Source organism: Micromonospora sp. DT44, from assembly GCF_049841635.1.
In the GTDB taxonomy this organism is placed as follows: domain Bacteria; phylum Actinomycetota; class Actinomycetes; order Mycobacteriales; family Micromonosporaceae; genus Micromonospora.
Genome location: NZ_JBNCKS010000076.1, coordinates 1 through 24,901, shown reverse-complemented (window position 1 = coordinate 24,901; position 24,901 = coordinate 1). Strand labels below are relative to the sequence as shown.

Below are 24,901 nucleotides of genomic sequence, written 5' to 3'. Positions count from 1 at the left end.
TAGCCAACGCCGTCCGGTATGGACGTTACGCCCGTGTCATCCCCACTCGGCCGCCGAATCTTGCTGAGATCACCTCAATGGACCGTACTTAGCCTCACCGGTTACTGCTGTTCTTTACTACGTCGCAACCTAGATCATAGATAGGTTCGGTCAAGTACCGCGCGTGAGCAGCCGATCGGTCAGCTCTACGGTGGCCAGATACCACCAGAAGATCCAGTCCAGGAATACCGGATCGTAGTCGGCCTTCTGCTGCTCGTTTTCGTGCCGTATGGCGAACTCGTTGGCGATGTTGAAGAGGGCGCCTTCGTCGCGGCGTAGCAGCTCTGCCTTGAGTAGTGTCCGGCGCCGTTCAAGGACGTGCGCGAGTGTGACGATTGCGGAGCGCTTATCCTGGTCGGTGGCGGTACGGCCACGGAACAGCGCGATGGCGTGCTTGATCTGATCGGCTGCCTTGGGGTCCGGGGAACGAAGTGCTTGCTCAACTAGGACACGGCGGTCGTCGTGGACCATGTGGACTAGGCGGCCGGCGTCCTCGCCTTCTCCGGCAAGCCGGAGTGCGATGTGTGCGTCGGCAAGGATCTTGTTGACGCGCCACCGGTAGAGAGCCCTGGCCGGCGTGACTGCGAAGCCGCTGTAGTGCCAGCCGCAGCTGTTCCAGTTGTGCCACCAGCGCTCGCGGGGGCGGGCAACGAGGTCGTGGATGACCTCGATGACCCCGTAGAACACGTCGTCGTCCCACTGCGCCGGCTGTAGCGGCCATAGGTCCGGTATGCCGAGCATTTCCTGCAGCTTGGCCGACTCATCGACGTCGACATCAGTCGGCAGGTCCACGCACTCGCCTGGAAAAACCCTTTCCAGGTATCCATTCCGGGTTAGTTCGGCGACCAGGCTGACGAAGCGGCGCTTGGCCTTTTCCCTGCTCAGTGGCTGTCGCGAGGCGCTGATGCCTGTCGGTGTTCGCTCCGGCCAGTAAGGCCGCGGAGCTATCGCCTCGCGCAGCACATCGGCCCGCTTGATCAGCTCGGACAGGAAATCGGATTGGGCAACCACAGGCTGCGTGGTACCCGAAGCCTTCGTGCTGCCTCCAGGGGAGGCTGTAGCCCAAGGATCGTCGTCCCCGAAGGGATCAACGGCGCGGGTCGGGGCAGCTTTAAAGTCCTCGATGGGCGTTGAACTGGTAAATGCTTCCTCGAGCAGCCACTCCACGCGGCTTCCGTCTGCGTTGCGGCTGGTAGCCAGCAGGGCCGACGCCTCGGCCACGAAGAGATGCCGTGGCCAGGCCAATTCGTAATCGGGTCCATCGAACACAGACCGCAACCCTACCAGGCAAGAAGGTGAAGAGCTGTCGCGTCCGCAGCCCGTCGCGCAGATACTCGCTACGCCTGGCTACCGTGGCCACGTCAACCGCCTAGCCCGAGGAGCAGCCCGCATGCGCTGGTTCACCCGCAACCGCTGGAACATCACGGTTGTGCTGCTGCTCGCTGGCGGCGGAGTGCTCGTCTGGTCTTGGCTGGCCCGCAGCGACGGTTGGCTCTCCGGTGCGCTGGTGAACGTCGGCACCACGCTTCTACTGTTTGCGCCGCTCCTCGTGGTCGGCCGGTATATCGAGAAGCGGCTAGACGACGTACAGGCCAGCCAGGTGAAGATCGAGCAGCGGCAGGAGGTGGCCGCTGCCAGCATCGCAACCTTGGCCGAGGAGGTTTCGCAGACCCAGGCCGAGCTGCGGCGCACGCGCGAACGGCTCACCGAAACAGTTGTCAGCCGCCTTGCCGCCGCGCGGGACCAGGACCGCCAGGTCTTCGCCGATGTCGAAGAAGCCCCATCTCATGACCTGCTATTCGCGGCGCTGGTCCGGGCAGCGGACCTACATCTCACCACGTCCACCGGATGCCGCGTGCCCGTCCACAACACGCACCTGTTCCTGTGGTTCGAGACACCTACCACCCATGACCAATTCCAGGAAACGCCGGACCCCGCCGAAGACTTGTACCTGCGCCTAGAGCGGAGCAACGGCCAAACGGTGGCGCATCTGGCCTGGCCGAGAGACCAAACGGCGGAGGACTTCCTCGTTGCGCTGGCCGAGGCCGTGGTGCGGGCCGGGGAGTACCCCGGTGACAGGTCATTCGAGGCAGGACGCCTGTTTAGCGACCTCCGCGAGCTACTGGAGCTGGCGCATGAGTCGGCCACGAACGGAGGCACTGCTGCCCTGAGCGGCGTGATCCAGTACTGCCCACCTCAATGGGCGATAACGGAGACGGCCCTGGTCAGCGTCGGAAAGCCAGCCGGCTACCCTATCCCGATCTCCCGCATTCGAGAACCGCACTGGCCGTCACACATGTCCGGCAAGTCGTGGCTGGACCGGGACTCCTTCGACGACGCGTTCGAGGCAGGCTTCGCACTATACGAGGCGAGAATTTTCGCTGCCACCCAGGCGGGACCGGACGACGAGCCGCCGTTCTAGAGGTACGGAAGCTCCCACGCCGTAGGCTGCTCAGCACCTAGCCGTACCCGGCCACCGCCGCAACCCTGGACACACCAGAGGTCCGTCGCTGCCCGCCCCGGCGCGACTCAGGCCCGGTTCCGCCTGGCAACTCCTCAGATCCGGATTGAAACACTGAATCACAATTCTGTGGCGTGCCCCCGGCAGGGTCCAACCTGAGTCAGCATCCCGCTTTCCCTGGCGATGCAGGACCCCGGGCGCGCCAGCCCTGGCGTCGAATTCATGCCCCCCTTTTACCCCCCGAAAACCCCTTCCGGGTAGTGATTATCGGTGACAAGCAATGACCACGACCTGGCGTCGTTCGTGCAGGTCAGTGCAAGAATCCAGTGGCTAATGACAAGCTTCAGATCATAGCGGCCGGTAACAGAAGGTTAGGGGTTCGAGTCCCTTCGGGCGCACAGCGTTGAGTAGGAAAAACACCCCTCCAGTCATCGGCAGACGTCGACCGGAGGGGTGTTTTTCGTGCCCCCCAGGGGGCACATCAGGCTCGCGCCGCCAGCCGGCTGGCCGCCGACAGCCGGCGGATCACGGCTCCGTGCGCAACGGCGCGACTGGCATGACCGCCCACGCCAGTGACCCGGCCCATCGCGAAGACCGCCCGTCGGGCGAGCCGCCCGAGCTGTCGGGCGTCCAGGGGCGTGTCGGTGGCCACGACGATCATGCATGAGTTGCCGGGTGGTTCGGTTCGGTCAGCGTCCGGGGTCAGCTCGTCGGCCGGCAGCGGGACGCCGAGGGCGGTCAGCACTCCGCCGAAGTTGGACTGGACGAGGGCGCCGGTCGTCACCGCGCGAGTTTCCCGTTGCCGTTGCCGGATTGCACGGCGGCGGGCAGGGCCCACCGTCCGGGGCCGAGTTGGCTCGGTACGACTGCGGTGACCGGTAACACCGGTGTGCAGGTCGGCGCCGTCGTCGATGGTGGTGTGCCCGATCAGGATCCCGGGGACGTCGATGATCGCGTTGTGCCGCCCGGTGGGCAGCGGCCCAACGATGATCCCGAGGTCGCGGGCGCGGCGGCTGACCTGATTCATGACGCTCCTGTCGTCGTTGTTACGGTGCGTCATGCGCGGATCGTTGCGGAATTTGGCCGGTCGGGTGTGGTGGTATCCGCACGATGAGGACCACGACAACATCCAGGGTGGGGTCGCGGTCATCGCGGACGAGTCGGGGAGCGTACTGGTCGATGCTGGCAACAGTCCGGCGGTCGCCCGGCGGGTTCGTGCGGAGATCGAGGCGGCCGGGCTGCCGGCACCGCGCCGGCTGGTTTACACCCATCACCACTGGGACCACGTCTGGGGGGCGTGCGCCTGGCCGGATGTGGAGGTCATCGGGCACCGTGCCGGAGCCCGCATCCTGCAGGCGGAGGCCCGACGCCCGTGGGGGCACCGGTATCTGCGCGAGGAGGTGGTCGCCAATCCCCTGCTCGGGCCAAGTTTCCGGGCCCGGGCACGGGCGATGGTCTCCTGGGAGGGTTTCGCCGTCGTGCCGCCGCACACCGAGTTCGACGACGTGCTGACCCTGCCAGGCGGGGTCGAGGTGCGCCATGTCGGTGGCCGGCACGCCGAGGACTCGACGGTGGTGGCGGTGCCGGACTCCGGTGTGCTGCTGCTCGGGGACTGTTTCTATCCGCCGCCGTACCACCTGCGGCAGCCGGGTGACACGTACGACGGGGAGCTGATCCGGTCGCTGCTCGACGAGAACGCGTTCGGGCGTTTCGACTGGTATGTCGACAGCCACAATCATCCGCGCACCGGACAGGAGCTGCTCGCCACCATCTCCGGCTGACCCGAGGATGAGGATGGGTCCCCCCGGACGGCGGTCGAACCGGCCCGTCACCGCCAGGGTGTCCACAATGTCTCCGGCGTCACTCTTCTTGATCGACGAACCATCTACCGGAGACCTCGCCCATTCCGATCTCCGATCCGCGCCCAGTTCGCTAAGCCAGCTCACACGTCATAGCGCGCGGCGATACGGGCCCTGCTAGGGGAGGTCGCCGTTACCACCCAGGTTCGCGATCATGCGGCGCAGGACGTTGAGGGCCGCGACGTACTCGGCGGCTCCGACGCCTTCGTGCATCTGCTCGTGAGCCCGTGCGTTTCGTGCCTTGGCGCGGAGCCGTCCTGCCTCGCCCGTTTGGGTGAGCGTCAAGGCTCCCCCGTTTTCCGTCATCCATCCACGAGCGATCAGGTCGTTGAACACCTCGTCGAAATCGATACCGAGGTCATCGAACGGGGCGAGCCGTTCGGCGAGGTCGGCGCGGTTCCAGGTGTTGGGGGAGCCAGCGACATGGTTGAGCGTCCACCAGTGCGGCTGGGTGAGATCCTCCACAGCCAGCTCCGCCCGGATGCGTCCAACCACTCTGCGGTATGCCTCGCCGCTCCAGTAGCCGATGGGCTGGGAGGCAAGCTTGTCTTGGGAGTACTCCTTCAAAACCACGCTCATGGCTCCTTCCGACCAGTTCCACAGACCTCGCCACGGTAGAAGTTCAAGGGAGCTTGAGGTCAAGCCGGACTTGTTGAGGAGCCCACTTGCGGAGGGCTGGCCCCATTGTTCGTCCCGTACGGCAACGTCCTAAATCCGCCTCGGTGCCGCTCATCCGCTCGCCCAGGCGCTTCAACGCGGCGCGGGTTCTGCTTGGAGCTGACTAGGGCAGGGACAACGCGGCCGCCGTTGTGGCCGCGTTCCGCGCAAGGGCCTCGCGGGCGCCGTCCGGGCCGAGGGCGATCACCGCACGAACGCGTTCGACGATTTCGTCCTCCCAGGGGATCGGGTGCGGGCGGGAACGGTTCAGTTCGCCGGCCTCCTCAGCCAGCGCCGCCGCGGTCAGCGCGGCGTCCCAGTCCCTGCGGATCACATGCAGGTAGGCGAGTTCCTCGGATGCACGGATGTCCGGGTCGGTCAGGCCACGCTCCGCGTCCTGGGCTTCCCACTCCAGCCGGTGGGCGAGCAAGCCCTCCACATCTCCGTAACGGTCCAGGAACGGGATGCCCTCCCGGAGTACGACGTCCCGGATGTCGGCCATCACCGGTTCGTAGCCGGCCAGGGCGTCCGGCTCAGGGAACACTCCCTCCAGCCGCCGTGAGCAGGTGTGGCCGTCGGCCCCCGGCACCGCGAGCAACCAGACGATCACCTCCACCTGAAAGTTGGGCCGTGGGCGCAGTGGTGGTACTGGTTGCACCGTCTGGGCGGTCCAGCCGACCGGCCCCCGCACCAGCCGGCCCTCCGCGGCACGCCAGCCGTCACCCAGAGCGGGCAGCAGGTACGCGTCGACGGCCTTCTCCCACCTGCCGACATCCACGTGATCATCCCCTTCTCAGCATCGAACCGTGATCGCCGGAACGTTCCGATACCTTGCCGGGAGCTGGTTCTGTAGGTCCCCGTACCACTTGGTTTCGAGCCCCTTGGCGCCGGTCTTCAGGTCGAGGATGAGTTCCGGTCGCAGTTCGTCCACGCCGAGCACGACATCCGGCGCCTTGGCGCCCTTCTCCCAGCCCTCCCGGTTGGTGACCGGATTCTTCCACCTCCTGGCGAGCAGACCGTTGCGGTAGCCGACCTCCGCGAACAGGTTGGCCGATGCCGGTTCCGCACCGACGAGCTCCGCGAGTCGTTTGTGCACCCGGTCGCCCCAGTGCCGCGGGGACTCCCCGGGCCACCGCTGCACGTCTTTGCAAGCCTGCTTCGCGAGCTGTTCGACACGGGTCTTCGCCTGGTTCTGACGGGTGTTCAGGGCTGGCGGGTTCGCGCCGGTCGGCAGGTACTCATGAGGTTTGTCCGCGGGCTTGACGCCCAACGCGCCGTTGCGTTTGATCTCGTCGGCGAGGTCAGCGGCCATCTTCTTGGCATCCGTCGTGGTGACCGCCCGGGCGACCGCGGTGTACGTGGCGTACACCTGGTGGGTCTTGGGTTTCCGGGCCGGCGGGATGTAGTACGACGCGCGGCACCGGACCGTTTTGGTGTCCTTCGGCTTCATGACCAGGACTTCCGGGCAGGTCTGCACCGGCCTGCCGTCCAACGTCATGATGATGTTCACCTCGACGGTGACCTGCTTATCGATCGTCACGTACTTGGAGGCCGACGTGACCCTGCTGCGGAGCTTCAGGTTCGCGGTGCAGCCGTTGGTGGTGCAGGGCGTGAGGCTCGCGTCGCCGGTGAGCGACACCTGGACGATGCTGTCGAGGGACTGCGCCAGTACGCCCATCTGACGTTTTACCTCGTCGAACAGCAGTTGCCGTTGGTCGTCGGTGAGAAGCTGCAGTTTGGCGCGCAACTCGACGTCACTCACCCGGTGCGCGATCGTCTGAAAGCCGCTTCCCGACTCGGTCACCGGGGTGGTGCTCAGACCCAACAGCCGTTTCGGTTCGGCCGTACTGATCAGGTACGTGACACCGTTGAGGACTACCGCTCGTGCCTCGACGCCGTCCACCGAGGTGACCGCGCCGAGTCCGAGCGACTCCTCCTGCTGCGGGTAGTCGTTTTCGTCGATGCTCGGCACCATGCCGGTGGCGAGCAGAGCCGGCGCCAGGACATCACCGAAGTCGAATCCAAAGAGGTCACCGGCGACCCGCACCCACCGGTTGGCAAACTTCTTCTCGCGCCCGTCGGTGATCCCGGCCGCACGCCAGAACGCCTCGCCGACCTTGAGGAACGTACGATCGCCAAGGTCCAGGATCTCGGCGGTCTGGCCGTCAGTGATCAGCTTGCCTCGTACCGTGCCTTCATTGGTCACCTGGGCGTCCATGCTGATGCGGTCGCCGTCCGGTCCGGAGAACGACCCCTGGTAGCGGACCGCCGGCGTGGTGAGCAGCTGCTCAGCGGCCTGACTCAACTCCTGATCGGCGGTATTCACCGCTACCTGCGCCTCAGTGGCCCGTTCCTCCTTGCCACCTGGGTTGCCGGTGAAGCGGGGCACCACGACAAGCGCGCCGATCGTGCAGATCAGCAGGAAAGCCAGGGCCAGGCCACCAAACAGCAGCAGGAGCCGCCGCGTCCGTGCCGGTTCCGGCGGCAGTGGCAATGGCGGCGGGGGTGGCGTTGGGGGCAGAAGAGGCGGTGGCGGCGGGGGAGACGGTGGCGGCGTCGGGTAGTTCATCGCGCCTCGATCCATCGACAGCAAACCGGCGCTGGTCAATGTATACGTTGGGGCCAAGCCCGCGTGCCCGCTGTGCACGGCGGACGCGCAAGCAAAGCGGGTTCACCTTCTGCCGCGATCAGTGCGCCGAGGTGTCGCAGATCAGCTGGCGGACAGGTGTCGCGCATCAGTCGGAGGACAAACGCCACCGTTGATTGTCTAGTCCCACCACATGCCTGACGAATACGTCCCAGGACATGCTTGACGTTCGGTCTAGAACTCTGTTCTGAGGAGGGTTATCGGGCGATCATATTTCGATGCGCCGCTCGACGGCGGTCGGGTCGTCTGGCAGCTCGCCGACCGACTGTGTGCGGCTGGCCTGGCCGGCCGAGTGGGATGAGGCCGACCGGCGCATGGCCTACCTCGAACTGACCGACAAGGGCGAGGACGAGCTCCAGATCGCAGGGGCGGAAGGCTACGGCTTCTCGGCGACGAACGTTCCGCGACCGGTGAAGGTGACGACGAGCCCTCGTTCCCGCAATAGCCGTACCGCTGCGCGGACCGTGCCGCGAGCTACGCCGTGCTCCTGCTGCAACGTCGCCTCGCTCGGGAGCGGCTGACGAGGCTTGAGCTTCCCGGATTCGATCTGCTTGGCGAGGAGATCGGCGAGCTGAACGTAGAAGGGGACCGGGCTCATCTCGTCAATCATGATCGACACGATATGGACGCGCTACACGGGATGGCCATCAGGTACAGGCAGCCCGGGTTAGGCAGGCTGGCCGGGCTGTACAGGCTGTATAGGTTCGACTACCCTCAGGGTCAGCCATTCGCCCAGGTAGGAGCCACCTCGTGAAGCTCTGGTCGTTCCCTCGCCGTCGGGTTGTACCGGTTCGAACGGGTCCTGCGAGGCCGCGTACGGAGGGCGAGCGGTGAGCTCGGTGCCGTTCGAGGTGGAGCTTTCCTGGACGGTGATCGACTACCACCGGATGCAGAGGTGCAGCCGCTGCCATCCGGACGGCTGGTGCCCGAGGGCTGCGGCAGCCCGAGCGCGGATCCTGGCTTGGCGACGGGCGGTGGGTCGTGGCCCCATTCAAGAGTGGTGACCTTCTCCACCTCACGCGGGCGGCCAGCGTCCAGTTCTCCCGGCCGTTTTTCTTCCGGCTCATCCGTGTGCTGGAAGACCGGATCACGTACGACGGGTGGGTCTGGATCGAGGGGTACGAGCTGGACGCCCGGGGCGAGGCGGTGGCCCGGCGGGAACCCTTCGTCCAGCCCGCCGGGCTCCGGAAGCTCTCCACGGCCCGGAAGCCTGCCCCCGTTCGTACGCGATCCCTGTAGAAGGTCCGCCCGTGGTCAGCGGGCCGCGACCCAGGAGCGGAGCTTGTCGGGGTTGAGTACGGCCCAGATGTGATTGATGCGGTCGTCACGGACGTCGAACGCCATCGCCGACACGGTGCTGCCGTCCCGCAGAGCCACGAGACCGGGCTGACCGTTGACCGTGCACTCCTGAAGCGTCACGCCGGCCGCCGCAGTGGGCCGGTCGACGAAGAAGCGGGCAACCTGCTCGGCTCCCTCGACCGGGTGGAGCGCGGCGGTGACGAGCCCTCCGCCGTCGCCGGTCGCCGTGGCGTCGGGTCCGAGCAGGCCGATGAGCGCCTCGATGTCCCTGGCCTCCCAGGCGCGTTTGAAGGCCCGGACGAGATCGGTCCGTCGGCCTGACGCGCCCGCGTCCGGCCGCGGCACGCGGATGCGCCGCCGGGCCGACGCGGCGAGCTGTCGGCATGCCCCGGGGGTACGGCCGACGATGGCGGCCACATCGGCGAAGGGATAGCCGAAGACGTCGTGCAGGATGAACGCGACCCGTTCGGCAGGGGTCATCGCGTCGAGTACGACGAGGATGGCCATGCTGACCGACTCGTCAAGGGTGACCCGGTCAGCGCGGTCGGCGTCGCCGCTTGACTGGCCGCTGATCCATTCGGCCCGGTCGGGCAGCGGTTCCGGGATCCATTCGCCGACGTATCGCTCGCGCCTGACCCGCGCCGAGCGGAGCAGGTCCAGGCAGATGCGGCTGGCAACTGTCGTCAGCCAGCCACCGGGCGCGTTGATGTCCGCCTGCTGGCGGGGGGACATGGCGTACCAGCGGGCGTAGGTCTCCTGCACGACGTCCTCCGCGTCGGCCAGGGAGCCCAGCAGCCGGTACGCCAGGTTGGTCAGCTGACGCCGCTCCCTCATGATCGCGCTCAGGTTCGGGTCGGGCCGGCCGTGTACCGGGTCGGACGGGTGGGCCATGAATTCACCGGCTCCTTCAGACGATCTGGCTCACCCCTTACGACGAACCGTCGCCGCGAATTGTGCGGTCGCAGGTCGCCTCACATCTTCTCGCGCTGTCTCGTCGTACCGGTCAGAACCGCAGAGAGAGGAAATCGACCGTGGAAACCCGTGCACCTCGCGATCATCTACTACAGCTCCACCGGCACCATCCACACGTTGGCGCGAGCCGCCGTCGAAGGGGCCGAGAAGGCCGGCGCCACCGTGCGACTGCGCAAGGTCTTCGAAACCGCCCCGGCGGCGGCGGTCAGCGCCAGGCCGGAGTGGGACCAGCACCTGAAGGACACCGCGGACATTGCCGAGGCCAGCCACGACGATGTGGATTGGGCCGACGCGGTGCTCTTCGGCACTCCGACCCGCTTCGGCAACCCGGCCAGCCAGCTACGCGCATTCATCGACACGACGGGACCGCTGTGGTTCCAAGGCAAGCTCGCCGACAAGGTGTACTCGGCCTTCACCTCATCCAACACGGCGCACGGCGGCCAGGAGTCCACTCTCCTGGCGCTGATGAACACCTTCTGCCACTGGGGCGGCATCATCGTGCCCCCCGGCTACACCGACCCCGTTCAGTTCCAGGCCGGCAACCCCTACGGCACCTCCCACGTGGTCGGCGACGGCCCGCCCGGCGAGGTGGTCCTCCAGGCGGCCCGCCATCAGGCCCGCCGGGTCGTCGACATCACCGCCCGCCTCAAGGCGGGCGCTGCCGCCTGAATTACTCGCGACGGTGTACGGGACCCGCAGGGATCGTTCGACCTGCCTCGGAGATACGGAGTTCCGCCTCGATCCCGTTTATCTGCCCCTAGCGTGGAAAACAGGCCACCTCGGCGTGAGGGGACGGAGAGGTCATGACAACCACCGCGAACGAGGGCCGGGTCGGCCTCCAGCTTCCCGGGATCGTGCTGGGGGTGGGGCTCGGCGGCTTCGCCGACGGGATCTTCCTGCACCAGGTCTTCCAGTGGCACCACCTGCTCACCAGCACCAACTCCGATCGCATCGGGGTGCGGTACTACAACCCGCACACGGTCTCCGGCCTGGAGATGAACACCGTCTGGGACGGCGTCTTTCACGTCGTGTGCTGGCTGGCGGTTCTGTCGGGTCTGGCCATCCTGTACTCCCGGGTCACCCACGATCGTCGCGCGGTCTGGGGGTCGCGGGTGTTGTGGGGCTGGATCATCGCGGGTTGGGGGCTGTTCAACCTCGTCGAGGGCCTGGTGGATCACCAGATCCTCGGCATCCACCATGTTCGCGGCGGCCCCCACCAGATCTGGTGGGACATCGGGTTCCTCATCTTCGGGGCGTTGCTGCTGGTCGGCGGCTGGTTGCTCCAGCGCGGTGGCAGGGTCGCCGACTCCGACCGCGTGGTCTGATGGATCCCCACCTCCACCACGAGGGCGCCAGCCTCGCCGGGACAGTGCTGCCCGCCGTCGTCCTGCTCGCCTGCGCGGGCCTCTACCTCCACCTGGCCGCGCGAGCACGCCGCCGCAACCCGGTGCAGGGTTGGAACCGGTGGCGTACGACGAGCTTCGCCGTCGGGCTGCTCCTGCTGGCCGTGGCGCTCCTCCCGCCGTTGGCGCCGTTCGCCCACACCGACTTCCGCGGCCACATGACCCAACACCTGCTCATCGGCATGTACGCCCCGCTCGCGCTGGTCCTCGCCGCCCCGGTGACGCTGCTGCTGCGGGCTCTGCCCGCGCCCCGCGGCCGCCGACTGACCGCGCTGCTGCACAGCGGTCCGGTCCGGGTGCTGACCCACCCGGCGGTGGCTTTCCTGGTCTCCACCGCCAGCCTCGCGGTGCTCTACTTCACCCCGCTCTACCACCTCGCCACCGGCGATCCGGTTGGTCACTGGCTGCTGCACACCCACTTCCTGCTCTCCGGCTGTCTCTTCGCCTACGTCATCGCCGGCCCCGACCCCGCGCCCCGGCGGCCCGGGGTCCGTACCCGGCTGGTCTACCTCGGTCTCGCGATCGCGACCCACGCCGTCATCTCGCAACTGATGTACGGCGGTTTCTGGGTCGACATCCACGCCCCGATCCCACAGGTGCAGGGCGGAGCGCAGCTCATGTACTACGGCGGGGACATCGCCGAACTGCTCCTCGCCGCCGCCCTCGTGGCGACCTGGCGACCCGAGCGCCGCAACCGGTCCGGCGACACCCCCGCGCCGCCGCCCTCCTACGTGGTATCAATCTCCGATAGGCCGTAAATCTGGGCAAACTCGGGCGGCGGGATGTCGACAGGCGCAGCAACGCTGCTTCGCAAGGCGGAGCAGCCGCAGCGGCCGAGCCTCCTGGAGCTCTTCTTCGACCTGGTGTTCGTCTTCGCGCTCAACCGGGTCTCCCATCGGCTCGTCGAGGACCTGACCGAGGGGCGAATGGTCCTCGCCGAGGTCGGCGAGACGTTCCTGTTGCTGATGGCCTTCATATCGCTCTGGTTCGTCACGGCGTGGGTCACCGATCTCTACAACTCCGAGCGGCCACAGGTCCAGTTTGTGGTCTACACGGCCATGCTCGGCGCCCTGATGATGGCGGTCGCGGTGCCGGAGGCGTTCGGTGCCGGGGGTCTGGTCTTCGCCGGCTCGTACGTGGCGGTGCACATCGTCCGTGGCCTTGTCATCGTGCCGGCGCTGCGCGGTCTGGAGGCCCAGAGTCGGGCGGCGGGGGTACTCCTGTGGTTCTCGATGTCCGCCGTCCCGTGGATCGTCGGAGCGCTGCTGCCGGATGCGGCGCGGACGGTGCTGTGGGCGCTCGCGCTCGTCATTGACGGCATTGCGCTGCTGCTCTTCTACCCTGCCCCGTGGAACATCTCCAGCCGGCCCAAGTGGCCCGTGTCGGCGGAGTACATCTCCGAGCGGTACCGACAGTTCTTCATCATCGCGCTCGGTGAGCTGATCCTGACCACCGGATCGGCCTACAGCGACACGTCGTTCCAGGAGGGCGGCGCCGCCGCGGCATTCGCCGTCTCGTTCGCCACGACCGTGCTGATGTTCCGGGTGTACCTCTTCAAAGCGGGCCAGTTGCTGCCCGGGGCGCTCACGGCCGCCCGTGACCCGGCGCACCTCATCCGAGAGGCGTTCATCGCCCACATGCTCATGGTCGTCGGCACCGTCGCGATCGCCGTCGGCTACGAAATCGTGATCACCCATCCGTTCGGGCCCACCGGTGCCTCCTGGATCGTCGCCATCCTCGGCGGACCGGTGCTGTTCCTGGCTGGACGAATGCTGGTCGAACACGCGGTGTTCGCGCGGGTGTCTCGCTCTCGGCTGATCGGCGCTCTCCTGCTGGTCGCCGTCTCCCCCGCGATGATCCTCGTCCCGCCGCTGGCCGTGGCGGGCACCGCCGTCGTCGTCCTGGCCGGCATCGCCATCTCGGACGCGGTGCGCGCCATGGGCAAACCCCCCGAGCAACCGTCCCCACCCGGCGTCGGCGGTTGACGGGAAACGGTCGAGCCCTTTCCCGCTATGATCCCATCTATGGCTCTTTGTCCGTTCGGCTGGGCAGACTGATGTCCAGGCGGTGGCGCTTCCGGCGGCGGACACGACCGGGGGATGAGGCTGCGCTGCAGGACAGCGCTCTCCGGGACCCGAGCCGGACCGTGTTCTTCAGCGATGGCGTCTTCGCCATCTCCATCACGCTTCTGGTGCTGGAGATCCACCCGCCCGAGGACACCGCCAACCTCGGTCGGGGTCTGGTCGAGCTGTGGCCCTCGTTCCTGGCGTACGTGCTGAGCTTCTTCCTGATCGCGTCGATCTGGACCAACCACCATGTCATGTTCGACCAGGTCGTCGCCGCTGATCGAGGGGTGCTCCTGCTCAACACCGTGCTGCTGATGACGGTGGCGTTCCTGCCGTTCGCGGCCTCCGTACTCGCCGCGGCCTTTCGCAACGGGGCGGGTGAGCCGCTCGCCGTGCTGTTCTTCGGCGGCTCCTTCGGCCTGGGCGCGGTCTTCTTCAATGCCCTCTGGTGGTACGTGTCGCGTGCGTCGAGGCTGTTGAATCCGCGAGTCAGTGCGCACGCGGGAAAGCTCGTGGGCAGACGCTTTCTGGTGGGCCCGGTGCTCACTGTCCTCGGTGCGGCGGTCGGTGTCGTCGCCCCCGCCGCCGGTCTGGTCATCTACGCCCTGATGATCCCTGCATTCTGGCTGCCGCTGCCCGCGCTCGAACCAATCCCTCGCGACGCCTGACGCGGGGAGGCGGGAACCGCCACCCCGCGTCCTGCCAGGGTCGTCAGATGCGTACCTACCGTCGGTCAGGCCGTCGCCCAAGGTGCTGAGGCCGGCGATCAGGACAGCTCAGAGTTCGACGACGCCGCCGTCGGCGACCAGGTCGAACCCGGTGATGTAGCTGCTCTGGTCGGAGGCCAGGAAATAGACGGCGTCGGCCATCTCCTCGGGCCGGCCGAGCCGACCCAGCGGGATGATCGACCTGAACATCTCGACTCCGGCCTGCCTCTCGGTCGGATTCGAGAACTGGCTGTCCAGGATCGTCGTCTCGATCACGCCGGGGCTCAGCACGTTCACCCGAATGCCCTGATCCTTGAGCTCCGCGGCGAAGGTTCGGCCGAAGGATCGGATCGCGGCCTTGGTGGCGGCGTACGCGCCGTAGGCAGGGAATCCCTTCACGTTCATCCCGGAGGAGACCAGGACGATGCTGCCGGCCCGGTCGAACAGCGGCAGTGCCTTCTGCACCGTGAAGTACGTGCCCCTGGCGTTGGTGTCGAAAATCTTGTCGAAGTGTTCGGGGTCGGCTTGCGCCGTCGGCCGGATTTCGACAGTGCCTGCGTTGGCGACGAGGATGTCAAGGCGGCCCTGCTCGTCGCGGATCGTGGCGTAGAGCCGATCCAGGTCGTCCAGCTTCGAGATGTCGCCCGTGACGGCTCGGACGTCGTGCCCGATCTCGGCCACGGCCTTGTCCAGTTCTGCCGCGCGACGGCCGGCGATGTAGACGTAGGCGCCCTCGTCGACGAGCCGCTTGGCCGCTGCCAAGCCGATGCCGGCGCTTGCGCCGGTTACGAGCGCGATCTTTCCGGTGAGCGTCTTGCTCATGGTTGCTCCTCTGTCATGACCAGGTTCTGTACTGGTAAGACGAAAACCTACCCGGGTTCTGTACCAAGCTGACAAGAACTCGGGGTGTGTTCTGTACTACACGGACAAGAACGCGTTATCCTTGCGGTATGGCCCGACCACGCAAATTCGACGAGCAGACCGTCATCGAGGCCGCCGTCCGCGTGTTCCGGACGGGCGGCTACACCGGCACCAGCCTCGACGACATCTCAGGCGCCACAGGTGTGGGTCGAGGCAGCCTCTACGCGTCGTTCGGCGACAAGCACGCCGTCTTCATGAAGGCTCTCCGTGAGTACGTCCGACAGGCGCTGGTGCAGACACGCGAGGAACTCGACGGCCCGGACGAGACGGCGGTCGACCGACTGCACACCTGGATCGTGTCGGGTGCTGGTTTCGTGCTTCGCGACGACGAGCGCTTCGGCTGCATGGCCGGCAAGTTCGCCCTGGAAGTGGCTGACCACGACGCCGCGGCGCACGAGGTGATCCTCGGCGTCTTCTCGGAGCAGCAGCGAATCCTGACCGAGTGCGTCGCTGCCGCTCAACGCCACGGCGACATCGACGCCGAGGCCGATGGCTGCGCCATCGCCTGCATGATCCTGTCTCTCAACCGCGGAATGGACGTCATGGCCAAGGGCGGCGTCGACCAGGGCGTGCTCGACGCCGCCGCCGAGCAGGCGTTCAGAGGGCTTCCGCTCACCAAGGCGTACCGAAGTCGCCGTAAGAGCAGCTAGCGAGCAGGGCGCGGCCCGGCGGACGTGGGACGCGCCGCCCGGTGACGTGTCGGACCCGCGCGGCGGTCGTCAGCGGACTCGACCTGCCGACGACCGCCGCGCGGCTGTTCACGGGCTGGTGCAGGTTGGCGACGGGTTGGTCGGGGTGCCGGAGCCGAGGAAGCCGAACGTCGTCGTGCCGCCCGGAGCCAGCGAGCCGTTGTAGGTGGCGTTGCGGACGGTCGCGGTCGAGCCGCTGGTGCTCAGCGTGCCGTTCCAGACCTGGCTGATGCTCTGCCCATTGCCCAGGGTCCAACGGACGGTCCACCCGTTGACGGCGGTCGTTCCCGCGGTCACCGTGACCTCACCCTGGAAGCCGCCCGACCACGAGTTGACCGTCTGGTAGGCCGCGGTGCAGGCAGCGCCGGAGGGCGGCGGCGTGGTGGGCGGTGGTGTGGTGGGTGGCGGCGTCGTCGGAGGCGGCGTCGTCGGAGGCGGCGTCGTGGGCGGTGGTGTGGTGGGCGTACCCGTGGTGGGCGGTGGTGTCGGTTCACCCGGCGGCACCAGGGGGCAGGTGGCGCTGTACCGCGAGACGCCCCGGCTGTCCGCCAGCGGGCAGAGGAACTGGGTGTAGCGGGTGTCGTTGTCGAGGAACGTCTTCAGCCAGGGGATCAGGAGCCGCATCTCGGTCGGGTTCGACCTGGTGAAGGAGAGGTGGTCGTTGCCGGCCAGCTCGGCCCAGGCGTGTTCCACCGTTGCCGGCAGGCTGTTGTAGATGCCCTGGACGTACGAGGGCGTGACCGTCCCGTCGTTCTGTCCGGACAGGAGCATGGTCGGCACCTGCGTGCTGGACATGTTCAGGTTGTTCCCGGGGGTGCCGGGTGCGAGACCGACCGCCGTCTTCAGGGTGGGCCGCCGCAGCGAGGCGAGCAGGGTGCCCGCGCCGCCCGCCGAGTGACCCATGACGCCCAGGCGGTTCGGGTCGACCCGGTTGCGGACCGGGCTCGTCCGGGTGAGGTAGTCCAGCGCGGCGAGCAGTTGGGTGGCCCGCGCGTCGGCGCCGTCGGTACGGCTGTTGGTCTCGATGCCGATCACCACGAACCCGAAGGACGCCAGCCAGGGGCCCATCCAGGCCTCCTCGTTGGCGAACAGGGCGGAGTAACCGGGAACGATCGCGATCGCGCCCCAGGTGCCCAGGCTGGTGTCGGTGGGGTAGTAGACGTACCCGCCGTTGAAGCCGTTTCCGGCCGGCACGGTCGCCTGCGTCGTGGCGAACGGACCTCGGGTGGCGGCCACGCTGGCCAGGGTGGGGTCCGGGCCTCGCTGGTACGGGCTGTCCGCGACCGCCGCGTCCCGGGTCGTCGTGGCCAGCGCCAGACCGAGGACCACCGCGAGTCCGGCCGTCAGCCATCTGGCGGTGCCGGGCCGCTTCATCGACGGCTCCACTGCTGGTTGGTCTGGCCCGTGCACGTCCAGAGGACGAGCTTGGTGCCGTTGGCGGTGCCCTGGTTGTAGGGGTCCAGGCAGAGGCCGGACTGCACGCCGGTGATGGTGCCGTTGGCGTTGACGTTCCACTGCTGGTTCGTGCCGCCGTGGCAGTCGTAGATGGTGACCAGGGTGCCCGGCGAGGTGCCGTAGCCGGCGGCGTCGAGGCACTTGTTGCCGTACACCGTCAGGGCCTTGCCGGTCGTGTAGGTCCACTGCTGGTTGGTGCGGCCGTGGCAGTCCCACAACTGCACCTGGGTGCCGTTGGTGGTGGAGGAGCCGGGGACGTCGACGCACCGGCCGGACAGCGTGCCCACGATGGTGGTGGTGGTCTGGCCGCCGCCGCTGCTCGGGTCGCCGATGCTTCCGGGGACCGACTGCAACGCGCTGTACCAGCGGGCGGCCATCTTGTCGTATCCGCCGGCGGTGGGGTGGATGCCGTCGATCAGGTCGGCGGTGGTGAGGGCGCTGTGCATGTCGACGAGGTGTACGCGCTTACCGGCGTTGACCTTGCTCTGCACGATGCCGGGAATCGCCGCGTTGAACGTGCGGGCGGCGTTCTCCTGGTTGCTGTTGGACAGCGGGATGAGCTGCGCCACGAACACCTCGGCGCTGGGCGCGGTGGTGGTGATCTTGTCGATCAGTGTGGAGAGCCGGTTCGGCGCGGTGCTCACGTTGTAGTTCTGCAGGATGTCGTTCGTGCCGATGTGCAGCAGTACGGTCTGCGGCCGTTGGGTGTTGAGCCAGTTGACGATGTTCGCGTCGATCTGGTCGATACGCCAGCCGGGATGCCCCTGGTGGTCGTGGTCGCCCAGGCTGGCTGGCCCGTTGAACTGCGATCCGACGAAGTCCACCGTGTACCGGCCGCTGGCGAGCCGTTGCCAGAGCCCGATGCGGTACCCGCCGGGCACCTGCGTGCCCTCGGTGATGGAGTCGCCGAGCGGCATCACGCGTACCCCACCGTTGGACTCTGCGCTGGCGGGACTGGTGGGTGCCACCACCCCGGCGATCACGACACCGAGCGCGGCGAGTGTCGCGAGCCATCGTGCCCTCGTTCGCATGGATCTCCCCTTGGTTGGTAGAGCTGGCCGAGGGCGTTGGCCGATCGGTAGGGCCGCCCGGGCAGTCGACATCCGAAAGGGGGCCGGCCGGACCGAGCAGCCGCCGGCTGCCGGGCGTGGCCCGGCTCGCGCCGATCATCGGATCGGCACGGCGTTCTGCCTCAGCACTGGGACGAGTGTGAGCGCTAACAGAGACGAGTGTAGATTCATTGGCCCGATCTGGTCTACCTCGACGGTGCCCTCGCCCCCAGCTCGCCAGGGCGCGGGCGCGAAGCCGCCAGGTGTCGCTGAGCGTCCGCCGAGGGATATCGCGACGGGGTGCCCGCGCTCAACCGATGCGCGTACGACGGCGGTGGCCCTGGTCACTGACCCGCACGACCGGTCTGTGGCACCGTGCAGGGCGACCGTCGCCGTGCCGATAGAGGGCCCATGCTCCCCAGGACCGCCGAGCCCCACCCGCCGCTTCCCGTCGTCGAACTGTGCGACGTGACGTTCCGGCGGAACGGTAAGCAGATCCTGCACGGCATCGACCTCACCGTGGGCGAAGGCGAGCACTGGGCGCTGCTCGGCCCGAACGGGGCGGGCAAGAGCACGCTGCTGGGATTCTGTGGTGCGCTGACCCACCCGACCTCGGGGACCGTACGGATCCTCGGCGAACGACTCGGCCGCGTCGACCTGCAGCAGCTCCGCAGGACGATCGGGCACGTGAACCCCCGTCATCCGCTGCGGTCACCCCTGACGATCCGGGAGGTCGTCCTGACCGGGCTCGTCGGGTCGATCGACCTGCCGCCGCGCTGGCAACCGACCCGGGACGACCGTGACCGGGCGGACTCCCTGCTGAGCGTGTTCGGGCTGGTCGACAGGGCCGACGAGCGCTGGCCGACTCTCTCGCAGGGCGAGCGGGATCGGGCCCTGATCGTCCGGGCACTCATCGGTCAGCCGCGACTGCTGCTGCTGGACGAACCCTCGACCGGTCTCGACGTCGCGGCCCGCGAACAGCTGCTCGAGACCATCGACCTGCTCCGCGAGACCCATCCCAGCCTCGCCTCGATCATGGTCACCCACCATCTCGAGGAACTTCCGGCGACGACCACCCACGCGATGCTGATCAGCCGCGGCAGAGTGGTCGCCGCCGGCCCGGCCGACGAGACGGTCACGACCGCGCAGGTCTCGGCGGCCTTCGCGCACCCCATCGAGGTACGCCGCGAGGACGGGCGCTGGGCGGCCCGCGCCGGGTCCGTCCGACGGGTGGCGGCCACCCCCGCCTGAACCCATCTCCGGTACGCCTCCGGGGTGAACGGTCGTTCAGATCTGGCGCGGTTTTGATCGCCGTCCGGATTTCGCCCGTAAGGATTCATGTGGGCGCGGATTCGCCCATCCGAATCGGAGGAATCCCATGCACAAGACGTCTCGATCCCGTTTCCGGGGGCTCCTGGTCCTCGGCGTGGCCAGTGTCCTCGCGGCGGCCGGTGCGGTGACCCATCAGGCGTCCGCCGCCGAGGCGCCCGCCCCGGCCGCCGTGGGTGCCGACGCCCGCCGGGTCGACATCCCGCGTATCGCCTCGGCGATCAAGCCGCCGGCGGGTGCCCGGCCGGTGGGCGCGTACCTCGTCACCCAGGGGACGCAGACCTACACCTGCACCGGTGGCGTGTTCACCGGGGCCTCCGTGCCGGAGGCCCAGCTCGTCGGGACCGGCGGCCGGATCCACCACTTCAAGGGGCCGAGCTGGCAGTCCCTGCGCGACAACTCCCTGATCACCGCGAAGAAGACGGCGGAGAGCCCGCGAGCGGGAACGATTCCGGAGCTGCTGCTGACGGTGGACAGCCACAGCGGCACCGGCATTCTCGGCAATGTGGCGTACATCAGTCGGCTCCTGACCTCGGGCGGCGCCGCCCCGGCGGGCGCCTGCACGGACGGCGCCACGACGTCGGTGCCGTACGGCGCGGTCTACGTCTTCTGGGCGGCGAAGCGGTAACCCGCGGCGACGATCCCCCCAGCTCGACAACCGCTGGTACAGCAGGCTGTACTTTCCGCTGCGGACGCTGCCGAGGGTGCCCACCGTGACCTATGTTGGCGCGGGAGGTGGGCGGCGATGGCATTTGTGCGAGGCCGGTTCCGGGCCTCCGTCGAGGCCCTCGAACACCTCGTCGGCGGGCTCGGCACCGCCCTGCTCGCGTTGGGCGCGCTGCTGTGGGCGGCGGTCGTGGCGCTGACCTGCCTGACCGGACTGGGCCGAGGATTGGTGCCCGGCGCCCTGCGGGCGGTGCGTTCGGTGGCCGATCGGGAGCGGGCCCGGCTGTCCCGCTGGGGCACGCCGATCCCGGCGCCGGGGCCGGTGCCGGAAGGGCTGCGGGAGGCGGCACGCGATCCGTTCGTCCGCCGGGAAGTCGGCTGGATCACGCTGCACTCGGTCATCGGACTGCTGTCGGGGCTGGTCGGCCTCGCCCTGCCGCTCAACGCCCTCCAGGAAATCACCTTCCCGCTGTGGTACCGGCTCGTCGCACCCGAGGACGGCGCTCCGGGGATCGTCTGGTGGCGCGTGGACGAGCTGTCCGAAGCGCTCCTGGTGGGCCTGCTCGGGGTGGGCTGGCTGGTCGCCGCGATCGGGTTCGGTCCGGCGCTGGCCCGTGTCCAGGCCTGGCCCGGCCGGTCGCTGCTGCCTCCGCCGCCGGGGATCGACCTGTCGCTGCGGGTGGCCGCGCTGACCGCCACCCGGGCCGTCGCGCTGGACGCCCACGCGCTGGAGCTGCGCCGCATCGAGCGGTCGCTGCACGACGGGACCCAGAATCGGCTGGTCGCGGTCAACGTGCTGTTGGGGGCGGCGCGGCGGGCCGTGCGGCGTGACCCCGACCGCGCCGACGAGATCCTCGGGCAGGCGCAGGACGCGGCGGAACAGGCCCTCGGCGAACTCCGTACGGTGGTGCGGGGCATCCTGCCACCGGTGCTGGACGATCGAGGTCTCGCAGGTGCGCTGGCGGGCCTGGCCGCGAGTTGCGCGGTGCCCTGCCGGCTCACGGTCGACGTGGCCGTCCGCTGCGCCGCATCGGTCGAGGCCACCGCGTACTTCGTGGTGGCCGAGGCGCTGACCAACGTCGTCCGGCACAGCGGCGCGAGCCAGGTGGACGTCGGTGTCCGTCGTGAACAGGGTCAGCTCCTGGTGACCGTCGAGGACGACGGGCGCGGTGGCGCCGCCGAGGCGCATGGCTCCGGGCTCACCGGCATCCGCCGGCGGGTCGAGGCGTACGACGGGCGGATGACACTGACCAGCCCATCGGGAGGACCGACGAGGATGCGTGTGGAGCTGCCGTGCGGATCGTGATCGCGGAGGACGACCCGCTGCTGCGTGAGGGGTTGGCGCTGCTGCTGCGGGCGGAGGAGTTGGACGTGGTGGCCACGGCGGGTACGCCGGGCGAGTTCCTGGTCGCCGTCGACGAGTACGCGCCGGACGTGGCGATCGTGGACGTACGGATGCCGCCGACCCACACCGACGAGGGCATCGTGGCCGCGGTGGAGGCCCGGCGACGTCGCCCGGGCCTCGCGGTGCTGGTCCTCTCGGCGTACGTGGAGCAGGCGTTCGCCACCGAACTGTTCTCGGTGGGCGCCGACGGCCTCGGTTACCTGTTGAAGGAACGGGTGGGCCGGGTCGAGGAGTTTCTCAGCGCGCTGAGTCGGGTCGCCGCCGGCGGCAGCGTGATCGACCCCGAGGTGGTGGCCCAACTGCTCGCCCGCAACCGGCGGACGGACACGGCGCTGGGCGAGCTGTCGCCCCGCGAGCGCGAGGTGCTGGGACTGATGGCCGAAGGGCTCGGTAACACCGCGATCGCCGAGCGGCTGTTCGTCACCGACGGCGCGGTGCACAAACACATCCGCAGCATCTTCGCGAAACTCCAGCTACCGCCGGACGACCGCGCCGACCGCCGGGTCACCGCTGTGCTGCGTTACCTGGACGGCGGGCAGCGGTAGCCCTGGAACCGCCTGCCCGGCGCCCTCGCGGTCAGGGCACCGGGCCGGCGGCGGCGATCAGAGGGAGATCCGGTCGAACTTCTCCCAGCTGCTGATCGAGGTCCGGTTGGCGATGAGAGGCTTGGTGCCCTTGCTCTCGGCCACCACATACCTACCGTTGGCGGCAGCGCGCAGGCTGATCGTGCCGTCCGAGTTGTTGACGATGGTGAACTTCTCCCACGTGCTGACCTTGGTGCGGTTGGCGATGAGAGGCTTCGTTCCCTTGCTCTCCGCGCTCACGTAGCGACCGTTGGACCGTGAGCGGAGCGCGACGTAACCGCCGCCGGCACTGATCACGTCGAACTGCTCCCACCGGGCGACGGTGGTGCGGCTGGCGATCAGCGGCTTGGCGCCGGCGCTCTCGGCCACCACGTAGCGCTTGTTCGCCCGCGAGCGGAGCGCGACGGGAGGCGCGGCCACCGGTGCGCCGGTGAGCTTGGTGAGAGCCGCGTAGGTGCCGTTGAAGACGTTCTGGCTGTAGTTGCCGGGCTGGCTCGGGTTGCCGGCGGCGTACTGCCAGATGGTCTCCGTGGTCCAACCCGCCGGCAGCGGCGGGCGAGCCGCGGTGTAGCCGGCGATGTCCAGCGGGTTGGCGCCGAACGACGCGTTCTTGCCGGTGCAGGGGTTCCAGTAGTTGGTGTTCGTGTAGATCATCGGGGGCCGGCCGATGCGGGCCTTGACCTGGTCGGTGAAGGACTTGATCCAGTTCGACATCTCGGTCGGGGTCAGGCCGTAACAGGTGGGCGCGCCGGACCAGTACGGCCACTCGATGTCGACCATCGGCACGAGGGTCTGACCGTCCTTCGCGAACTTGGCATTGTCGACGAAGAAGTTGGCCTCGTTGATCGGGTCGCGCTTGTCCGGCCGGGTGAAGTGGTACGCGCCGACGAGAAGCCCGGCGTCCTTGGCCGCCGCGTAGTCCTCGGCGAAATACGGATTGAGGTACGTCCTACCTTCCGTCGCCTTGACATACGCGAACTTGACGCCGCTTGCCGCGACGGCCGGCCAGTTGATCGGGCCGAGGTTGTGGTCGTGGCTGGAGACGTCGATTCCCCGAACCGTGTAACCCGCTGGGATGGCGGCGCTCTTGGCCATCGCGGCGCTGCGCGCGCCCGGGGCGATGCCGGCGTTCGCCCGGCCACCACCGTCGACGGAGGGGTCGGCGGCCTGCGCCGGCTGTGTCACGCCGAGCGCCGTACCAACGGCGAGACTGGCGGACATCAGCACGCAGAGCAGTCTTCTAGGCATGGTGAGGTGGGGTTCTCCTTGCTCGCGAGGTCAATTGACCATCGGCGTGGGCCCGCAGAGTATCCCTTGTCGACGATGGGTCCCGCTGTCCTGCGGGCCGGATTCAGATCATCGGCAGGTGCGTCGAGCCGTACGGTGGACATTTGGTTTCGCCTTTCCCCCATTCGATCCGCAGGTGATCACTCTGTTCGCGGCACGGGTGCGACAGGACACGGGCATGCTCGTCATTACCGCGAAGCGAACCAGGGGGAAGTTTCTTGACGGAGCACACGGCTGACGGGGAGCACAAACCCGGGGAGCTCCGGACGGTGCTGACCGTCGTGGCCGTCGGGATCGCGCTGGCCGTGGCCTTCGTGGGCTCGTACACCCTGGCATTGGACCGACCGCCGCCGAACCGCATCCCGACGGCGCTCGTCGGGGACGCGACTGCCGACGCGGGGGTCGCGCAGGAGCTGCGGTCGCGCATGCGCGGCGCGCTGCGGTACCAGAGCTATCCGAACGCCGGAGAAGCCCAGCGCGCCATCGAGCGACAACGGGTCTACGCGGCGCTGGTGGTGGAACCCGGCAGGTCGCGGCTCCTGGTCGCCAGCGCCGCCGGCAACACACTCGCCCAGATGCTGCGCAACGCCGCCCTACAGCTCAACGAGCAGGGCGGTCGAGAGCTGCTCGTGACGGACGTCCGGCCGCTGCCCGACACCGACCGTTCGGGTCTGGCCGCCTTCTACGTGATGATCGCCGCGACCCTGCTCGGCTTCCTGACGGCCCTGCAACTGCGGCTCAACGTCGGCCGGCTGCCCCTGCGCACCTGGCTCGCCATCCTCGCCGGCCTCGCCGCCGTGGGTGGGATCGCGCTGGCGGTCACCGTGGGTCCGATCCTCGGGGCGCTTCCGGCGTCTCTCCCGGCCCTGTGGGGAACGTTGGCCGCCCAGATCGCGGTCACCGGCCTCTTCAGCACGCTGATGGTGATCCTGATCGGCCGGTGGGCGGTGGTCCCGACGTGGCTGACCTTCATCGCGATCGGCAACGCGGCCTCGGGCGGTGCCGTGGCGACCGCTCTCCTCCCGCAGCCGTATCGGACGATCAGCGTCATCCACCCGAACGGGAGCGTCATCGCGCTGTTGCAGACCACGTCGTACTTCCCCGAGGCGGTGGGCGTACGACCCGCGCTCGTCGAGGCGGCGTGGCTCGTCGGCCTGCTCGGACTCGTCCTGCTCAGCGCCAGATTGGTACGCGACGGCCCGCGCTGGAAGTAGTTCTTCGTGAGCTGCGCCGCCACGAGGGCGGACCCGGCTGTGCCGGGCCCGCCCTGCGGGTGGTGGTGGGTCAGGTCAGCGTTGCAGGGTGAGCAGGCCGGGGCGGTAGGGCAGCAGGCCGTAGTCGACGCCGTTGGAGGAGGGCGATCGGCCTTGGTAGAGCAGTTGGAGGTTGCAGGGGTCGACGGTGAA

Annotated in this window: 25 protein-coding genes; 14 read left to right on the top strand and 11 right to left on the bottom strand. The window is 68.3% G+C overall.

The window, feature by feature from the left end:
• Positions 1-150 precede the first annotated feature (150 nt).
• A complete protein-coding gene (locus tag ACLQ25_RS29665; protein WP_425734047.1) occupies positions 151-1,308 on the bottom strand; it encodes a hypothetical protein in 1,158 nt (385 codons plus the stop codon).
• A gap of 121 nt (positions 1,309-1,429) precedes the next feature.
• On the opposite strand from ACLQ25_RS29665, the gene ACLQ25_RS29660 reads away from it, so the two are divergent.
• On the top strand, positions 1,430-2,461 hold the full coding sequence (locus tag ACLQ25_RS29660) for a hypothetical protein (protein ID WP_425734046.1): 1,032 nt from the start codon (positions 1,430-1,432) through the stop codon (positions 2,459-2,461).
• Between the two features lie 520 nt (positions 2,462-2,981).
• Here ACLQ25_RS29660 and ACLQ25_RS29655 read toward each other — a convergent pair.
• On the bottom strand, positions 2,982-3,560 hold the full coding sequence (locus tag ACLQ25_RS29655) for a P1 family peptidase (protein WP_425734045.1): 579 nt from the start codon (positions 3,558-3,560) through the stop codon (positions 2,982-2,984).
• On the opposite strand from ACLQ25_RS29655, the gene ACLQ25_RS29650 reads away from it, so the two are divergent.
• A complete protein-coding gene (locus tag ACLQ25_RS29650; RefSeq protein WP_425734044.1) occupies positions 3,559-4,281 on the top strand; it encodes an MBL fold metallo-hydrolase in 723 nt (240 codons plus the stop codon). The two genes, ACLQ25_RS29655 and ACLQ25_RS29650, sit on opposite strands and share 2 nt — an antisense overlap.
• A 195-nt stretch (positions 4,282-4,476) precedes the next feature.
• Here the strand turns inward: ACLQ25_RS29650 and ACLQ25_RS29645 are convergent, their stop codons facing one another.
• From ACLQ25_RS29645 to ACLQ25_RS29630, 4 genes are all read right to left on the bottom strand, one after another.
• Positions 4,477-4,938 (bottom strand): MarR family transcriptional regulator, encoded by a 462-nt coding sequence (locus ACLQ25_RS29645; RefSeq protein ID WP_425734043.1) that lies wholly within the window; start codon positions 4,936-4,938, stop codon positions 4,477-4,479.
• 202 nt (positions 4,939-5,140) lie between these two features.
• Entirely contained in the window at positions 5,141-5,794 is a 654-nt protein-coding gene (locus tag ACLQ25_RS29640; RefSeq protein WP_425734042.1) for a hypothetical protein, read from the bottom strand.
• A 15-nt stretch (positions 5,795-5,809) separates the two neighbouring features.
• Positions 5,810-7,510 (bottom strand): hypothetical protein, encoded by a 1,701-nt coding sequence (locus tag ACLQ25_RS29635; RefSeq protein ID WP_425734041.1) that lies wholly within the window; start codon positions 7,508-7,510, stop codon positions 5,810-5,812.
• Positions 7,511-8,039: 529 nt separating this feature from the next.
• A complete protein-coding gene (locus ACLQ25_RS29630) occupies positions 8,040-8,273 on the bottom strand; it encodes a GntR family transcriptional regulator (protein WP_396803339.1) in 234 nt (77 codons plus the stop codon).
• Positions 8,274-8,644: 371 nt separating this feature from the next.
• On the opposite strand from ACLQ25_RS29630, the gene ACLQ25_RS29625 reads away from it, so the two are divergent.
• Complete coding sequence (locus ACLQ25_RS29625; RefSeq protein WP_425734040.1) at positions 8,645-8,902, top strand: hypothetical protein; 258 nt, start codon at positions 8,645-8,647, stop codon at positions 8,900-8,902.
• A 15-nt stretch (positions 8,903-8,917) separates the two neighbouring features.
• Here the strand turns inward: ACLQ25_RS29625 and sigJ are convergent, their stop codons facing one another.
• The gene (gene sigJ, locus ACLQ25_RS29620) at positions 8,918-9,853 is read right to left on the bottom strand and encodes an RNA polymerase sigma factor SigJ (protein WP_425734039.1); all 936 of its coding nucleotides are present in this window, start codon (positions 9,851-9,853) and stop codon (positions 8,918-8,920) included.
• A gap of 150 nt (positions 9,854-10,003) precedes the next feature.
• Between sigJ and wrbA the strand changes: the two genes are divergently transcribed.
• The 5 genes from wrbA to ACLQ25_RS29595 all read left to right on the top strand — a co-directional run bounded on the left by wrbA (position 10,004) and on the right by ACLQ25_RS29595 (position 14,071).
• Positions 10,004-10,603, top strand: a complete 600-nt coding sequence (gene wrbA / locus ACLQ25_RS29615; RefSeq protein WP_425734038.1) for an NAD(P)H:quinone oxidoreductase — start codon at positions 10,004-10,006, stop codon at positions 10,601-10,603.
• Between the two features lie 134 nt (positions 10,604-10,737).
• Positions 10,738-11,259: a DUF2243 domain-containing protein gene (locus ACLQ25_RS29610; protein WP_425734037.1), complete on the top strand. Its 522-nt coding sequence runs from the start codon at positions 10,738-10,740 to the stop codon at positions 11,257-11,259.
• Entirely contained in the window at positions 11,259-12,095 is an 837-nt protein-coding gene (locus tag ACLQ25_RS29605; protein WP_425734036.1) for a cytochrome c oxidase assembly protein, read from the top strand. The genes ACLQ25_RS29610 and ACLQ25_RS29605 overlap by 1 nt, the downstream gene beginning before the upstream one ends.
• A gap of 24 nt (positions 12,096-12,119) precedes the next feature.
• Positions 12,120-13,322 carry a low temperature requirement protein A gene (locus ACLQ25_RS29600; protein ID WP_425734035.1) on the top strand — a complete coding sequence of 401 codons (1,203 nt, stop codon included), beginning with the start codon at positions 12,120-12,122 and terminating at the stop codon, positions 13,320-13,322.
• Positions 13,323-13,483: 161 nt separating this feature from the next.
• Positions 13,484-14,071, top strand: a complete 588-nt coding sequence (locus ACLQ25_RS29595; RefSeq protein ID WP_425734034.1) for a TMEM175 family protein — start codon at positions 13,484-13,486, stop codon at positions 14,069-14,071.
• Between the two features lie 108 nt (positions 14,072-14,179).
• On the opposite strand, the gene ACLQ25_RS29590 is transcribed toward ACLQ25_RS29595, so the two are convergent.
• The gene (locus ACLQ25_RS29590; RefSeq protein ID WP_425734033.1) at positions 14,180-14,932 is read right to left on the bottom strand and encodes an SDR family NAD(P)-dependent oxidoreductase; all 753 of its coding nucleotides are present in this window, start codon (positions 14,930-14,932) and stop codon (positions 14,180-14,182) included.
• Positions 14,933-15,060: 128 nt separating this feature from the next.
• Between ACLQ25_RS29590 and ACLQ25_RS29585 the strand changes: the two genes are divergently transcribed.
• Positions 15,061-15,681, top strand: a complete 621-nt coding sequence (locus ACLQ25_RS29585; RefSeq protein ID WP_425734032.1) for a TetR/AcrR family transcriptional regulator — start codon at positions 15,061-15,063, stop codon at positions 15,679-15,681.
• A gap of 108 nt (positions 15,682-15,789) precedes the next feature.
• Here ACLQ25_RS29585 and ACLQ25_RS29580 read toward each other — a convergent pair whose 3' ends face one another.
• The gene (locus tag ACLQ25_RS29580; RefSeq protein WP_425734031.1) at positions 15,790-17,094 is read right to left on the bottom strand and encodes a cellulose binding domain-containing protein; all 1,305 of its coding nucleotides are present in this window, start codon (positions 17,092-17,094) and stop codon (positions 15,790-15,792) included.
• Complete coding sequence (locus ACLQ25_RS29575) at positions 17,091-18,206, bottom strand: ricin-type beta-trefoil lectin domain protein (RefSeq protein ID WP_425734030.1); 1,116 nt, start codon at positions 18,204-18,206, stop codon at positions 17,091-17,093. Before ACLQ25_RS29575 ends, ACLQ25_RS29580 begins: the two co-directional genes overlap by 4 nt.
• Positions 18,207-18,635: 429 nt before the next feature.
• Here ACLQ25_RS29575 and ACLQ25_RS29570 point away from each other — a divergent pair, with 429 nt between their 5' ends.
• From ACLQ25_RS29570 to ACLQ25_RS29555, 4 genes are all read left to right on the top strand, one after another.
• Positions 18,636-19,475 (top strand): ABC transporter ATP-binding protein, encoded by an 840-nt coding sequence (locus ACLQ25_RS29570; protein ID WP_425734029.1) that lies wholly within the window; start codon positions 18,636-18,638, stop codon positions 19,473-19,475.
• A 127-nt stretch (positions 19,476-19,602) separates the two neighbouring features.
• Positions 19,603-20,181 carry a DUF3455 domain-containing protein gene (locus ACLQ25_RS29565; protein WP_425734028.1) on the top strand — a complete coding sequence of 193 codons (579 nt, stop codon included), beginning with the start codon at positions 19,603-19,605 and terminating at the stop codon, positions 20,179-20,181.
• Positions 20,182-20,298: 117 nt separating this feature from the next.
• Entirely contained in the window at positions 20,299-21,525 is a 1,227-nt protein-coding gene (locus ACLQ25_RS29560) for a sensor histidine kinase (RefSeq protein WP_425734027.1), read from the top strand.
• A complete protein-coding gene (locus ACLQ25_RS29555) occupies positions 21,513-22,169 on the top strand; it encodes a response regulator (RefSeq protein WP_425734026.1) in 657 nt (218 codons plus the stop codon). Before ACLQ25_RS29560 ends, ACLQ25_RS29555 begins: the two co-directional genes overlap by 13 nt.
• Positions 22,170-22,226: 57 nt before the next feature.
• On the opposite strand, the gene ACLQ25_RS29550 is transcribed toward ACLQ25_RS29555, so the two are convergent.
• Positions 22,227-23,456, bottom strand: coding sequence for a GH25 family lysozyme (locus tag ACLQ25_RS29550; protein ID WP_425734025.1), 1,230 nt, complete (start codon positions 23,454-23,456; stop codon positions 22,227-22,229).
• Positions 23,457-23,764: 308 nt separating this feature from the next.
• Here ACLQ25_RS29550 and ACLQ25_RS29545 point away from each other — a divergent pair, with 308 nt between their 5' ends.
• Positions 23,765-24,709, top strand: coding sequence for a hypothetical protein (locus ACLQ25_RS29545; protein WP_425734024.1), 945 nt, complete (start codon positions 23,765-23,767; stop codon positions 24,707-24,709).
• Positions 24,710-24,901: the final 192 nt, after the last annotated feature.

Bases quoted from the DNA above. Each gene is read 5' to 3' on its own strand.
- ACLQ25_RS29660 (WP_425734046.1), top strand. From the start codon at position 1,430: ATGCGCTGGTTCACCCGCAACCGCTGGAACATCACGGTTGTGCTGCTG.
- ACLQ25_RS29650 (WP_425734044.1), top strand. From the start codon at position 3,559: ATGCGCGGATCGTTGCGGAATTTGGCCGGTCGGGTGTGGTGGTATCCG.
- ACLQ25_RS29655 (WP_425734045.1), bottom strand. From the start codon at position 3,560: ATGACGCACCGTAACAACGACGACAGGAGCGTCATGAATCAGGTCAGC.
- ACLQ25_RS29645 (WP_425734043.1), bottom strand. From the start codon at position 4,938: ATGAGCGTGGTTTTGAAGGAGTACTCCCAAGACAAGCTTGCCTCCCAG.
- ACLQ25_RS29630 (WP_396803339.1), bottom strand. From the start codon at position 8,273: ATGATTGACGAGATGAGCCCGGTCCCCTTCTACGTTCAGCTCGCCGAT.
- sigJ (WP_425734039.1), bottom strand. From the start codon at position 9,853: ATGGCCCACCCGTCCGACCCGGTACACGGCCGGCCCGACCCGAACCTG.
- ACLQ25_RS29610 (WP_425734037.1), top strand. From the start codon at position 10,738: ATGACAACCACCGCGAACGAGGGCCGGGTCGGCCTCCAGCTTCCCGGG.
- ACLQ25_RS29605 (WP_425734036.1), top strand. From the start codon at position 11,259: ATGGATCCCCACCTCCACCACGAGGGCGCCAGCCTCGCCGGGACAGTG.
- ACLQ25_RS29600 (WP_425734035.1), top strand. From the start codon at position 12,120: ATGTCGACAGGCGCAGCAACGCTGCTTCGCAAGGCGGAGCAGCCGCAG.
- ACLQ25_RS29590 (WP_425734033.1), bottom strand. From the start codon at position 14,932: ATGAGCAAGACGCTCACCGGAAAGATCGCGCTCGTAACCGGCGCAAGC.
- ACLQ25_RS29585 (WP_425734032.1), top strand. From the start codon at position 15,061: ATGGCCCGACCACGCAAATTCGACGAGCAGACCGTCATCGAGGCCGCC.
- ACLQ25_RS29580 (WP_425734031.1), bottom strand. From the start codon at position 17,094: ATGAAGCGGCCCGGCACCGCCAGATGGCTGACGGCCGGACTCGCGGTG.
- ACLQ25_RS29575 (WP_425734030.1), bottom strand. From the start codon at position 18,206: ATGCGAACGAGGGCACGATGGCTCGCGACACTCGCCGCGCTCGGTGTC.
- ACLQ25_RS29570 (WP_425734029.1), top strand. From the start codon at position 18,636: ATGCTCCCCAGGACCGCCGAGCCCCACCCGCCGCTTCCCGTCGTCGAA.
- ACLQ25_RS29565 (WP_425734028.1), top strand. From the start codon at position 19,603: ATGCACAAGACGTCTCGATCCCGTTTCCGGGGGCTCCTGGTCCTCGGC.
- ACLQ25_RS29560 (WP_425734027.1), top strand. From the start codon at position 20,299: ATGGCATTTGTGCGAGGCCGGTTCCGGGCCTCCGTCGAGGCCCTCGAA.
- ACLQ25_RS29550 (WP_425734025.1), bottom strand. From the start codon at position 23,456: ATGCCTAGAAGACTGCTCTGCGTGCTGATGTCCGCCAGTCTCGCCGTT.